Genomic DNA, 13,089 nt, shown 5'->3' on the forward strand with positions numbered 1-13,089 from the left:
ACCTTACGACTTTCGTATAACATTTACATGAATATACAATTCGTTAACGTTAAAGTAAACAAACAACATTCACTCTTGAGCCTTGATATCACTCGCATTTACTCGAAATCAAAGAATCACTCGAACAAACAATAACCTCAAACTTGACGTTAACGTAAATGTTAGTATAGTTATGACGTAAACGTCAACAAAAGGTTAATGGAATGAAAAATGAAACATGGATTGTTGCCGCTAAGCGAACGCCTATCGGCTCTTTTCAAGGTGCATTAGCTTCAACAGATGTCACGGAACTCGGTGCGAAAGCCATTCAAGGGGCGCTAGCCGAAAGCCAACTCGATGTGCACAAAATAGACGAAGTGTTGATGGGGTGCGTTTTACCCGCCGGTGTGGGGCAAGCGCCGGCAAGACAAGCAAGCCTTAAAGCTGAAATGCCACAATCGATTGGTTGTACGACACTGAACAAAGTTTGTGGATCGGGTATGAAAACCGTGATGCTGGCATATGACCTTATTCAATCTGGTAATGCGCATGCTGTCATCGCTGGTGGCATGGAAAACATGTCGTCTTCTCCTTATCTATTAAAGAAAGCGCGTGATGGTTTCCGTTTAGGTCACGAGCAAGTGCTTGATCACATGTTTTATGACGGGTTGCAGGATGCCTACCAAGGCGAGCTGATGGGTGTCTTTGCAGAACAGACGGCGCAAAAGTATCAGTTCAGCCGTGAAAGTATGGATGCCTGGGCGCAGCAGTCGGTGACTCGTGCGCAGCAAGCAATCGAGCAAGGTTTGTTCAAAGAAGAGATCGTGCCTGTTAACGTAAAAAGTCGGCGCGGCGAAACCTTGGTTGTAGATGATGAGCAACCGAGCAAACTCGACGTCACTAAAATTCCTACCTTACGCCCTGCGTTTGCCAAAGATGGCGGCGTAACCGCAGCAAACTCTAGTTCCATTTCGGATGGTGCGTCGGCAATGATCTTAGTCGATAGTGAGTTTGGTCGTCAGGAAAACCTTCAGCCTCTAGCCAAAATTGTCGCGTACAGCACGCATGCAAGACAGCCTGATGAGTTCACCATCGCACCAGTCTTCGCGATTGAATCGCTGCTGGAAAAAACGGGCTGGGACAAATCAGACGTGGACCTTTGGGAAATCAATGAAGCTTTTGCTGTCGTGACTCAATACGCGGTGAAAGCACTCGAACTGGACGAGAGCAAAGTGAACCCTCGCGGAGGGGCTTGTGCGCTGGGGCATCCAATAGGCGCAAGTGGCAATCGAATCCTTGTCACTTTGATTCATGCGCTAAAACAAACTGGTGGTAAGCGTGGCGTTGCATCGCTTTGTATTGGCGGCGGCGAAGCTACCGCTATCGCGATTGAAATCTGCTAAATCACTCTCAACAAAGTTTCACTTACATAACAGTAGTCAGTAACAAGCTGAAAAATGCAAGGATGTCATCATGACAGAACAAGTAAAGCAGTATATCGGTGGTGAATTTGCCATCTCCGATTCAAAACAATGGCTAGATGTAACCAACCCGGCAACCAACGAAGTGATTGCACAAGTACCTTGTGCCACGGAATCGGAAATGAATGCGGCGATTGCCAGCGCAACAGAAACGTTCAAACGCTGGAAAGAAGTTGCAGCGCCGGAGCGTGCTAGATTGATATTGCGCTACCAACATCTGTTAAAAGAGCAACACGATGAGTTGGCGATACTGCTTTCAAGTGAGACAGGCAAAACCCTCGCGGATGCAAAGGGTGACATTTGGCGCGGAATTGAAGTGGTAGAGCAAGCTGCAAACATTTGTAGCTCAATGATGGGCGAAACGGTGGAAAACGTCGCGACCAATATTGATGGTTACTCTTACATTCAACCGCTCGGTGTTTGTGCTGGCATCACACCGTTTAACTTCCCTGCGATGATCCCATTGTGGATGTTCCCGATGGCGATCGCTTGTGGCAACACCTTTATTTTGAAGCCGTCAGAGCAAGTGCCACTAACGGCAATGAAACTGGCGGAGCTGTTTGAACAAGCTGGCGCACCAAAAGGCGTATTGCAAGTTGTTCACGGTACCAAAGAGCAAGTCGACCGCATTCTGACTGATCCAGTTGTTCGTGCGATCTCTTTTGTTGGCTCTGTGCCCGTTGGTGAGTACATCTACAAAACAGGTACAGACAACCTGAAACGCGTGCAGTCATTTGCAGGTGCTAAGAACCACATGGTCATCATGCCGGATGCAAACAAACAGCAAGTCATCAATAACCTAGTTGGCGCGTCAGTTGGTGCTGCAGGCCAACGCTGTATGGCGATTTCGGTTGCCGTATTTGTCGGCGAAACCAAAGAATGGATTCCAGAGCTTAAAGAGGCGTTAGCTCAGGTTCAGCCTGGCGCGTGGGATGATGAAACCGCCGGTTATGGTCCACTGATTAGCCCTCAAGCGAAGCAGCGAGTGGTGAATCTGATTAATGAAGGCAAAGCGTCAGGCGCGAATTGTGTTCTGGACGGGACAGACTGCCAAGTACCTGGCTTCCCGAACGGTAACTGGGTGGGGCCAACACTGTTTACCAACGTGACCACAGACATGTCGATTTATCAGGAAGAAATTTTCGGGCCTGTACTGTTAACTATGGAAGTGGATGACCTAGATGAAGCGATTGAACTGATAAATGCAAACCGCTTTGGTAATGGTACGTCTATTTTCACGGCGAACGGCGCTGCCGCGAGAAAGTATCAACACAATATCGAAGTAGGTAACGTAGGAATCAACGTACCGATTCCGGTGCCATTGCCGTTCTTTTCGTTTACTGGGTGGAAAGGCAGCTTCTACGGCGACCTGCATGCTTACGGTAAACAAGCGGTTCGCTTCTACACCGAGACGAAAACTGTCACCGCGCGTTGGTTTGAAGATGACATTCCAAGCGGTCCAAACATGACTATTCAACTTAGCTAATTACTGGATTAGCGACACCTCTAGCCAAGCCCTTCATCCTTTTAGAGGGCTTGGCTCGGATACAAATGCAACGAATTAGACCTTAGGACTTCAAGATGGATTTTGAATTAAACGAAGATCAACTCGCGTTTGCCGAAGTAGCAAAGCAGTTTGCAGACCAAATGTTAGCGCCGCACGCGGCCGAGTGGGATGAAAACCATCACTTCCCTAAAGATGTACTGCGTCAGGCGGGTGAGCTGGGCTTTTTGAGTATCTACACGCCACCAGAGCACGGTGGCTTGGGGTTATCTCGTTTGGATGCGGCGATCATTTTCGAGCAGTTGGCTATGGGTTGTACCGCGACTACTGCGTTTATGACCATTCACAACATGGCGACGTGGATGATCACCAGCTTTGCCAAAGCCGAAGTGGCGCAGCAGTTTAGCGCGGATCTAATTTCGGGTGAAAAGCTCGCTTCCTACTGTTTAACCGAACCTAATGCCGGCTCTGACGCCGCTTCTCTAACGACTAGCGCAGTGCGTGATGGTGATGAGTTTGTCCTCAATGGCGCAAAAGTGTTTATCTCGGGTGCGGGTGATACAGATGTTCTCGTCGTGATGGCGCGTTCCTGTGGTGAAGGAGCGAGTGGCGTTTCTGCATTCGTTGTTCCTGCTGATTGCGAAGGCATTAGCTACGGTAAAAAAGAAGCCAAAATGGGTTGGAACTGCCAGCCAACTCGCATGATTACCTTCGAAAATGTCCGCATTCCGGCTGACTATCTGTTGGGTGAAGAGGGAGAAGGCTTTAAGTTCGCCATGCTTGGTCTGGATGGCGGTCGAATCAATATCGCCACGTGTTCCGTCGGTACTGCGCAACAAGCACTGAACGAAGCCAAGCAATACATGAACGAACGCAAACAGTTCGGCCGTTCACTGGCGCAATTTCAAGCGTTGCAGTTCAAGCTTGCTGATATGGCGACTGAGCTGGTCGCTGCGCGTCAAATGGTGCGACTCGCTGCCGCTAAACTCGATGCCCAGCACGCAGAAAAAAGTGCGTACTGTGCCATGGCAAAACGCTTTGCTACTGATGTGGGCTTTAAGGTCTGTGACCAGGCACTGCAAATTCACGGTGGCTATGGCTACATCAAAGAATATCCAGTCGAGCGCCATTTCCGAGACGTTCGTGTTCACCAAATCCTTGAAGGTACCAACGAAATCATGCGTCTGATCGTCGCAAGACGATTACTAACGGAAGGCGTTGAGCTGCTTTAGTCAGCGAGACACAGCCTTACCTAAAGAAATTAAAAAGGACTGAAAGATTATGACGGCACAAATCAAACTAGAGCGCGAAGCGCATATTGCCAAGCTCACGATTAGTAATCCGCCAGCGAACACTTGGACGCTTGAGTCTTTGAATCAGCTAAAAGAGTTGGCGATTGAACTTAGCAATGATCGCTCTATTTATGCGTTGGTTTTAACAGGCGAAGGCGAGAAATTCTTTTCTGCTGGAGCAGATCTTAATAACTTTGCATCGGGTGATAAATCACAAGCAGCAGACATGGCGTTCGCATTTGGTGAAGCGTTTGAAGCGCTTTCTGCATTCGATGGGGTTTCTATCGCAGCGATTAATGGCTATGCGATGGGCGGCGGTCTGGAAGTGGCGATGGCGTGTGACATTCGTATCGCAGAAGAACAAGTACAAATGGCACTTCCTGAAGCATCAGTAGGTTTGTTGCCGTGTGCGGGTGGGACGCAAAACCTGACCGCGTTGGTAGGTGAAGGTTGGGCGAAGCGTATGATCCTGTGTGGCGAGCGTGTGACGGCCGAGCGAGCGGAAAAAATTGGGTTAGTCGAAGAGGTGGTGGCGAAAGGTCAAGCACTCGAAGCGGCTATGGAGCTAGCACAGCGTGTTGCAGGTCAATCACCGAAATCTGTGTCTGCGTGCAAAACGCTCATTCAAGGTCGACGCAGCCAAACTCATGCGGCTGGATTGGTTTTGGAGCGTGAACTGTTTTTACAGCTGTTCAATACACAAGATCAGACTGAGGGTGTGAATGCGTTTTTGCAAAAGCGCAAGCCACAATGGACAAACAGCTAGCGGAGGCCAAATGACAGGTACAGTAAATGTTTCAAAACTTAAGTGCGCTGATGGCTCTGTTATTGGTGTGCTGGAGCTTGATAATCCAGCTGCTCTCAACGCGTTGAGTTACGTGATGATTGAGAAGTTGTACAAACAGCTTAGTGAATGGCAAACGGACGACAGCGTCGTCGCGGTATTCTTGCATGCTCAAGGTGAAAAAGCGTTTTGTGCTGGTGGCGATATTCAAGCGATCTACCGTGCACTTGAAAACAAAGAGCAAGATTTTGATTCTGCGTTTTCAGCGATGGAAACCTTCTTTGACCTCGAATATCGCTGTGATCATCTTATTCATACTTATCCAAAACCGATCATCGCGTGGGGACATGGTTATTTGATGGGCGGGGGAGTTGGCCTGTTTATGGGCGCAAGTCATCGCGTAGCAGAAACCACCACCCGCTTTGCAATGCCAGAGATTAAAATTGGACTTTACCCAGATGTAGGCGCGACGTACTTCCTAAACCAGTTGCCAAAACATTTGGCACTGTTCTTAAGTTTGACGGCTTGTCAAATTAACGCAACAGATATGAAAGCGTTGGGGTTAAGCCAATGGATTACACAGCCAGAAAACAAGCAAGTGCTGCTGGATCTGCTGGCATCGGTAAGTTGGCAAGATGAAGCAAACATTAATGAAAAAATCGCCACTATGCTGCGTTCGGTACAAGTTGATGAGCCAACCGAAGGGATGTTGATGCCCTATGCGGAATTGATTGAGCAGTTATGTTCGGGTGACTTAGCGTCAATTGTTGATGCAATCAGCCGTGCTAACGTTGATAACAAGTGGTTCGTCAATGCGCAGAAGTCACTGAACTATGGCAGTCCGCTGTCGCTCAGTATCACTTATCAGCAGTTAACGCAGTATCAAAACCTCTCTTTGAAAGCGTGTTTTGATATGGAATTTAACCTAACACTACGTTGTGGCTTAGAAGGTGATTTTAGAGAAGGGGTTCGTGCGCTGATTATTGATAAAACCAATCAACCGACTTGGCAACATCGCACGGTTTCTGACGTAACGCCACAAGTTTTGGAGCGCTTCTTCTCGCCAATTGACTCAGCAGAATACCCACTGACCGCATCGTCGGTAGCTATAGCGGCACTTTAGTACAAGGAAGAAATACGATATGGACAAAATTGCATTTATTGGCCTTGGTAACATGGGTGCGCCTATGGCTAAGAATCTACTCAAAGCGGGCTTGAACGTCGAAGTATTTGATTTGAACCCAAACGCAGTTGAGGAGTTGACCGCATTGGGCGCTTCAAGTGCCGATTCCGTTCAGCAGGCAGTACAAGGTGTTGACGTGGTTGTCACTATGCTGCCAGCGAGCCAACACGTTCAAAGCGTTTATCTTGGTCAAGATGGCATCTTAGATAGCGTCGAATCAGGTTCCTTGCTGATTGATTCTTCCACCATCGATCCGGCGACTGCTCGCTTGGTTGGCGAAAAAGCATCGCAACTTGGTATCAGTTTTGTTGATGCACCAGTATCTGGCGGCGTTGCGGGCGCAGCAGCAGGTACGTTAACTTTCATTGCTGGCGGCTCACAAGAGAACTTTGTTCAAGCCAAAGCGGTGCTTAGCCACATGGGTAAAAACATCTTCCATGCGGGTGATGCTGGAGCTGGTCAGGTCGCGAAGATCTGCAATAACATGATGTTGGGCATTTTGATGAGCGGCACCTGTGAAGCACTCAATTTAGGGATGGAAAACGGACTCGATCCCAAAGTGCTTTCCGACATCATGTTGCAAAGTTCAGGGCGTAACTGGGCGCTAGAGCTTTATAACCCTTGTCCAGGTGTGATGGAAAGTACGCCTGCAAGCAATGGTTATCAAGGCGGCTTTATGAGCCAGTTAATGGCTAAAGATCTGGGTCTTGCGATGGAAGCGGCGGTTGCCAGTCAAACATCAACGCCAATGGGCAGCTTGGCTCGTAATCTGTTTAATTTTCACAACAGTCAGGGCAACGGGCAAAAAGATTTTTCAAGCTTGTTTGAGTTCTACCAAAAGCAAAATCAGGCCTAAGGAGCGCTTATGGAGTTAGCAAATAAGGTCATTGCGATCACGGGGGCAGGGCAGGGGCTGGGTAAACAAATGGCACTGTCACTGGCGGAAAATGGCGTTCATCTTGCGCTTATCGACCTCAATTCAGAGCAACTGGCTGAAACGAAAGCGGAATGTGAATCTCTCGGCGTTACCGCTCGCTTTTATGTGACGAACGTGACTGACGAACAGCAGGTGTGCACTGCTTTTGAGCAAATTGAGGCAGATTTCAAGCAGCTCAATGGCGTTATCAATAACGCAGGTATTATGCGTGATGGTATGTTCATTAAAGTCAAAGATGGTCAGGTTAACACGATGTCGCTGGAACAATTTCAGTCTGTTCTAGATGTGAATGTAACAGGCACTTTCCTGTGTGGCCGTGAAGCGAGCAGGGTAATGCTGAACACCGATAGCAAAGGGGTTCTGATCAACATATCCAGCGTTGCGCGTGCCGGGAATATTGGTCAAACCAACTATTCAGCATCTAAAGCGGCGGTATCCACCATGGCAACGGTGTGGGCGAAAGAGTTAGGGCGTTTCGGAATTCGCTCAGTGGCGATTGCTCCGGGTGTCATCAAAACTGCCATGACAGACCAAATAAAACCTGAAGCGATGGAACGTTTAATCGGAATGATTCCGGTTGGACGTTTAGGTTTGGCGGATGAAATTGCATCGACCATAAAATACGTGTTAACCAACGAATTCGTGACCGGACGAGTGTTCGAAGTCGATGGCGGAATGCGAATGTAACCCCCTCTGCAACATAAAAAAAGGGGAGCGAGTTTGATTGTCCGCTTCCTTCCACTTTCTTCTTTCTTTTATTGCTTCTATCTGAAAAATGTATTGGATGCATGGTCGACTGCTATCTCATCGAACGGTATAAAAATTGACTCTATTTCTAATGTGAATGGTTAGTTCTATATTGCTTGTCATGTAAATGTATCAACTCACAACTAAGACGAACTTTTGTCTCACTAACGAGATCATTATTCTTGGTGTGTAAAAAACACTCTCATTGGTTATATTGTGACCGAAAACTATTTCGGCATCTAAAGATGGTGATTTATTATTCAGCGCAAAATACATGGGAATATGAGGCTGACTGAATAACCTTCAGTTGTCTTAATAATAAATAATCAGAATTCTCAATTACACTGAAGTAACTACCCATTAGGGAAGAGCAATAATGTCACTATTTCATTCGCTTAGGACGATGCCGCTATTATTGGGGTGTCTGTGTTTTTCTGTTCAGGCCTCCACAGAAAAGGTGGAACAGGAAGGTAAGTTTTTACAGTCGTTAGAAGGCATCGAAAATCAAATTTACGCATTACCTCAGAGTTCTTTAGCTTTGATTGAAGCGTTAGAAGAAGAGTCTTTACTACAAAACCAACCAACAGCGCTGTTGGTGCGTTACTGGCTTGCCAAGGCCACGGTTTTAGAGCTGCTAGGGCGCGTAGAAGAGAGTCAGAGTGTCGTTCAAAAAGGATTGGAGCTTGTGCGTCCACAGAGCCATGAGTATCTCCTGTTTAAGTTGATTCAGATGCGAACTATGGTTGGAAAGAGCGATATCGATACCGCGCTTTCTGCGTTGGATAGCTTGTTGGAAACATCGCGTGAGAATGGTGATAAGCAACTTGAATCAGAAATCCTGTTGCTAAAAGGACGCTATTACGATGAGCAAGGTGAGTTTAAAAAATCCTATGCTGCACTTATGTCGTCCATGGATGCGGCTGAATCTTCAGGTGTTCACGGGCTGGTCGAACGTGCAGCACTAGAGCTAGGTGACGTACTTGTCAAAATTCAGGGTTACGACCGATCTGAGGCGCTTTTGGAACAAGCATATCGCTATTTTAGGGATAGGCGTATGTCGTTCAATGAGTTGTTGAGCGTTTTGACGATAGCGAAACTTCATAAAGCACAGTTCCAATACGAAGAGGCGATAGCGTCATATCAGCGAGCGTTAAAGCTGGCTCAAATTATCGGTGATGGACGCTTTAGATTTCGAGTTAACCTTGAACTTGCAGCTTTATATCGCGAGACGAAACAAGAAAAGAAGATGGTTAACCACTTGAAGCTGGCGGAGAATTTACAGTACAGAGAAACGTCTAGCGCGTATTTGGCAACATTTAAGTTGTTACAAGCCGAATATATGTTAGAGCAGCAGCAATTTGAAATACTTTTAGCGATGATCGCGCCAATGCTGCCGGAGATTATAGAGAGTCGATACGTCAAGCAACAGCAAATGGAGCTACTAAAAGTCGCCGCTATGGCCTATGCGGGAAGCAATGACTTTAAACTAGCATTCGAAACTTACGGTAACTATCACGATAAATTTATCCAATTTAGCAATCAAAGAGAAGTTGAAAATCTTGAGCGCCAGCAGACGTTATTTGAGTTGGAACGACTTGAATATGAGAACGAAGATCTCAACTGGAACAATGTTTTGCAGCGTATGGAGCTAGAAAATAACCGTCGTACTTTTTACTTATTGGGTGAAGCGCTACTTGCGCTCATCGGTGTTCTATTTTTGATGGCGGTAGTATTTCTCGTCGTCAATCGCTCGCGTTTGAGAATGCGTCGCCTCGCAAAGACAGACACATTGACAGGGTTGTTCAATCGCCGTTTTTTAGAGGACTGGTTCACTATGCCAGTAGAAGTGAGGCGTGAGCGAAAAGAGAAACCGGTACCTCAATCTAAGCAAGAAAAAATACAACACTTTGTTTTTGAGCAAGTCGAGCAAGTTAAGTACGGTTATCTAGCTTTAAATAAATGGGTAGATAGCAAACTCGATAAACAGAAAATGGTGCCAAATAAACCACAATCGGGGCCAGTAACTTTAGCGTTAATCGATGTGGATTATTTCAAGCAGGTAAATGATACCTATGGGCATGTGTTTGGATATACCGTACTAACGGGCGTTGCCAAAGTGTTGGAGGAAACTGTACGTGAAAACGACATTGTTGCTCGCTTTGGTGGTGAAGAGTTTGTTGTTGTTATGCCCAATACAGACCATGAAAACGCCCTTATTACTGCCGAACGTTTACGTAGCGCTTTATCCCTACATGGCTTTGTTACGGAACAGAAAGAAGAAGTGAGAGTGACCTGTAGTTTTGGAGTCGTTACCACTGAAGATAATGAGATGAGCTTTAAATCACTTTGCGATCAGGCCGATAAATTGCTTTATCAAGCGAAAGCGAACGGACGCAACTGCGTGAAAGGTCGCTCGCTAGCGTAACAGAAATCAAGAGTTCAGGCTCATCGCACGATGAATCTGAACTTATCCCTCCCATTTACTTTGATAGCCAAGTGACTTTGAGATCCTTGCTTCGAATATAAAACGCTGAATCTAACATCTTAAAGTCACTTGGCGATATTACTTAAAAATGGCTTAAGGATATCGAATCGCATATTCATGGCGTTCAACATAACCTCTCTTTTTGCCTCCTTCACCTTCAAAGTGCGAATGCCACTTGTGTCTACAAAACTATAACAAACTAGTGTGTCTATTCTTTGTACAAATAAACCGTGTACAGGTGAAATGATTAGTGGTCGATATAAATTTTTTGTGGCACAGATTTTTGTTGTTCAAAAATCAACTCGTTCATCATCGTTTTAAAAATAGAGAAAGAGTTAAGTGTTTGATTTTGTTTTTCTTGTTTGTTTGTTCTTAAACTGAAATCTAGTTATCCCGACAAGTTCTTACCGAGCGATTTTTCGTACACCCTCAACTTTTCATCCTTTTTTACTAACATTTTTCTTTAAAAATAATTTGAGTTCGAATTAATTTTCAGGCATTTTATATTTAACTAACCGTTCAATTAAAAATAACAGGGACGCAAAATGCCAAAGGTGGGGATGCCTGAAATCAGAAAACCGCAGCTTGTGAAAGCGACAATGTCAGTGATTGATAGAGTCGGTTTACACGCGGCGAGTATTTCGTTAATCAGCAAAGAAGCCGGTGTATCAACGGGGATTATCAACCACTATTTCGGTGGTAAGCACGGATTGCTGGAGGAAACGATGCGAGAAATCTTGCGTCAGCTTTCGTCCACTATCACACAGAAGTTACGTGAGCTGCCAAGTGATGCTCATCACCAAAGAATTAATGCAATCATTGACGGTAACTTTGTCGGCTATCAGGCAGAAAACCAAGTTGCTAAGACTTGGCTGGCGTTTTGGTCGTACTCAATGCATGACGAGCAGCTCAAGCGTTTACAGCGTGTCAACGAACGACGTCTATTGTCCCACCTAAGAAAAGAACTCAAAGCATTATTAAATGCAGAGCAGGCTGAATTGGTTGCTCATGGTATTGCATCACTTATTGATGGAATTTGGCTGCGCGGAACGCTCAACCCGCAAGGCATTGATGCAGAAAGAGCGAGAATCATCATCAACGATTATCTCGAAAAACAACTTACGTTTTATTCTGAAAAAATATAAAAGTTACAGGTCTTCAAAATGGAAATGAAAGCACACTATATCAATGGTGCGATGTACGACGGGTGTTCAGATGAACACTTCACCACTTACAATCCGGCGAATGGTGAGCCATTGGCCAACATTAAACAAGCGAACCAAGACGATCTTCAAGCAGCGATTGAATCGGCAAAAAAAGGTTTTGCTGCATGGTCGGCGATGACTGCGATTGAGCGCAGCCGTATTTTACACAAAGCCGTTGCCATTTTACGTGAGCGTAATGACGAGTTGGCTGCATTGGAAGTGGCAGATACTGGTAAGCCCATTCAAGAAGCTATCGCGGTTGATGTCACAACAGGTGCCGATGTTCTTGAGTACTACGCTGGCCTTGCTCCAAGTCTACAAGGTGAACAGCAGCCGCTCAGCGACGATCAGTTTTTCTATACACGTCGTGAGCCATTGGGCATTTGCGCGGGTATTGGCGCTTGGAATTATCCAATTCAAATTGCGATGTGGAAATCGGCGCCAGCACTGGCTGCGGGCAACGCAATGATCTTCAAGCCATCAGAAGAAACACCATTAACGGCGCTTAAGCTCGCCGAAATTTATTCAGAAGCGGGCATGCCAGATGGCGTATTTAATGTCGTGCAAGGGGATTACCGAGTAGGACAGATGCTAACGGCGCATCCTGATATCGCAAAAGTGTCATTCACGGGTGAGTCAGGCACCGGTAAAGTCGTCATGAGTGACAGCGCTAAGACACTAAAACAAGTAACGATGGAGCTTGGTGGTAAGTCTCCACTGATTATTTTTGATGATGCGAAGTTAAACGATGCCGTTTCTGCGGCCATGGTGGCGAACTTCTACACCCAAGGTGAGGTTTGTACGCACGGTACACGTGTATTTGTCCATGAAGGTATTTATGACGACTTTATCGCACAGCTTAAAGCCCGAACCGAGTTGTTAGTCGTCGGCGATCCGCTTGATGAGAACACGCAAATTGGCGCGCTAATCTCTAAAGATCATGAATCGAAAGTTCTAGGAGCGATTGAAGCCGCGAAAGCGAGTGGCGCGACGTTACTGACTGGCGGCTACAAAGTAACAGACAATGGCCTAGCTAATGGTAACTTTGTTGCTCCAACCGTATTTGTCGATTGCGATGATGACATGAGCCACGTTCAACAAGAAATCTTTGGCCCGGTAATGTCAGTTCTGAAATTCCGCGATGAGTCGGAAGTGATTGCGCGTGCAAATGGCACCGATTATGGCTTAGCGGCAGGTGTATTTACTCAAAACCTATCTCGTGCGCACCGTGTGATCCATCAAGTTCAAGCGGGTATTTGTTGGGTGAACACATGGGGTGACTCACCTGCGGAAATGCCAGTTGGCGGCTACAAGCAATCAGGTGTTGGCCGTGAAAACGGAGTCGAAACCCTTAAACATTACACACAAACGAAGAGTGTTCTGGTTCAGCTAAGCGACTTCGAAAGCCCTTACAAATGATACTACTCATAGTAGATAACTGACCACTTTAGCTTGTTAAAATGCTCGATAACTACGTTGTCAATTTTGATTG

10 protein-coding genes are annotated in these 13,089 nt (G+C 46.2%); all 10 read left to right on the plus strand.

What is annotated here, in order from left to right; genetic code table 11:
- The first annotated feature begins 203 nt into the window (after window positions 1–203).
- The 10 genes from R7F64_RS11155 (at window position 204) to betB (ending at window position 13,016) form a co-directional block, all read left to right on the plus strand.
- Window positions 204–1,382, plus strand: coding sequence for a thiolase family protein (locus R7F64_RS11155; RefSeq protein WP_046264876.1), 1,179 nt, complete (start codon window positions 204–206; stop codon window positions 1,380–1,382).
- 70 nt (window positions 1,383–1,452) lie between these two features.
- Window positions 1,453–2,946 carry a CoA-acylating methylmalonate-semialdehyde dehydrogenase gene (locus R7F64_RS11160; RefSeq protein ID WP_318071693.1) on the plus strand — a complete coding sequence of 498 codons (1,494 nt, stop codon included), beginning with the start codon at window positions 1,453–1,455 and terminating at the stop codon, window positions 2,944–2,946.
- A gap of 95 nt (window positions 2,947–3,041) precedes the next feature.
- Complete coding sequence (locus R7F64_RS11165) at window positions 3,042–4,196, plus strand: acyl-CoA dehydrogenase family protein (RefSeq protein WP_006741037.1); 1,155 nt, start codon at window positions 3,042–3,044, stop codon at window positions 4,194–4,196.
- A 49-nt stretch (window positions 4,197–4,245) separates the two neighbouring features.
- Window positions 4,246–5,022, plus strand: a complete 777-nt coding sequence (locus R7F64_RS11170; protein ID WP_005382662.1) for an enoyl-CoA hydratase — start codon at window positions 4,246–4,248, stop codon at window positions 5,020–5,022.
- A gap of 10 nt (window positions 5,023–5,032) precedes the next feature.
- Window positions 5,033–6,163 (plus strand): enoyl-CoA hydratase/isomerase family protein, encoded by a 1,131-nt coding sequence (locus R7F64_RS11175; protein ID WP_064376640.1) that lies wholly within the window; start codon window positions 5,033–5,035, stop codon window positions 6,161–6,163.
- A 19-nt stretch (window positions 6,164–6,182) separates the two neighbouring features.
- Complete coding sequence (mmsB, locus tag R7F64_RS11180) at window positions 6,183–7,079, plus strand: 3-hydroxyisobutyrate dehydrogenase (protein WP_054702305.1); 897 nt, start codon at window positions 6,183–6,185, stop codon at window positions 7,077–7,079.
- Between the two features lie 9 nt (window positions 7,080–7,088).
- The gene (locus R7F64_RS11185; protein ID WP_318071694.1) at window positions 7,089–7,847 is read left to right on the plus strand and encodes an SDR family oxidoreductase; all 759 of its coding nucleotides are present in this window, start codon (window positions 7,089–7,091) and stop codon (window positions 7,845–7,847) included.
- Between the two features lie 463 nt (window positions 7,848–8,310).
- Entirely contained in the window at window positions 8,311–10,332 is a 2,022-nt protein-coding gene (locus R7F64_RS11190) for a diguanylate cyclase (protein WP_412034463.1), read from the plus strand.
- A 605-nt stretch (window positions 10,333–10,937) separates the two neighbouring features.
- The gene (betI, locus tag R7F64_RS11195; RefSeq protein ID WP_017820329.1) at window positions 10,938–11,537 is read left to right on the plus strand and encodes a transcriptional regulator BetI; all 600 of its coding nucleotides are present in this window, start codon (window positions 10,938–10,940) and stop codon (window positions 11,535–11,537) included.
- A gap of 18 nt (window positions 11,538–11,555) precedes the next feature.
- Window positions 11,556–13,016, plus strand: coding sequence for a betaine-aldehyde dehydrogenase (gene betB, locus R7F64_RS11200; protein ID WP_064354705.1), 1,461 nt, complete (start codon window positions 11,556–11,558; stop codon window positions 13,014–13,016).
- Window positions 13,017–13,089: the final 73 nt, after the last annotated feature.

The organism is Vibrio sp. Vb1980 (assembly GCF_033338615.1).
GTDB lineage: Bacteria > Pseudomonadota > Gammaproteobacteria > Enterobacterales > Vibrionaceae > Vibrio > Vibrio alginolyticus.

Coding starts and splice junctions, on each gene's coding strand:
- R7F64_RS11155 (WP_046264876.1), top strand. CDS start 204: ATGAAAAATGAAACATGGATTGTTGCCGCTAAGCGAACGCCTATCGGC.
- R7F64_RS11160 (WP_318071693.1), top strand. CDS start 1,453: ATGACAGAACAAGTAAAGCAGTATATCGGTGGTGAATTTGCCATCTCC.
- R7F64_RS11165 (WP_006741037.1), top strand. CDS start 3,042: ATGGATTTTGAATTAAACGAAGATCAACTCGCGTTTGCCGAAGTAGCA.
- R7F64_RS11170 (WP_005382662.1), top strand. CDS start 4,246: ATGACGGCACAAATCAAACTAGAGCGCGAAGCGCATATTGCCAAGCTC.
- R7F64_RS11175 (WP_064376640.1), top strand. CDS start 5,033: ATGACAGGTACAGTAAATGTTTCAAAACTTAAGTGCGCTGATGGCTCT.
- mmsB (WP_054702305.1), top strand. CDS start 6,183: ATGGACAAAATTGCATTTATTGGCCTTGGTAACATGGGTGCGCCTATG.
- R7F64_RS11185 (WP_318071694.1), top strand. CDS start 7,089: ATGGAGTTAGCAAATAAGGTCATTGCGATCACGGGGGCAGGGCAGGGG.
- R7F64_RS11190 (WP_412034463.1), top strand. CDS start 8,311: ATGCCGCTATTATTGGGGTGTCTGTGTTTTTCTGTTCAGGCCTCCACA.
- betI (WP_017820329.1), top strand. CDS start 10,938: ATGCCAAAGGTGGGGATGCCTGAAATCAGAAAACCGCAGCTTGTGAAA.
- betB (WP_064354705.1), top strand. CDS start 11,556: ATGGAAATGAAAGCACACTATATCAATGGTGCGATGTACGACGGGTGT.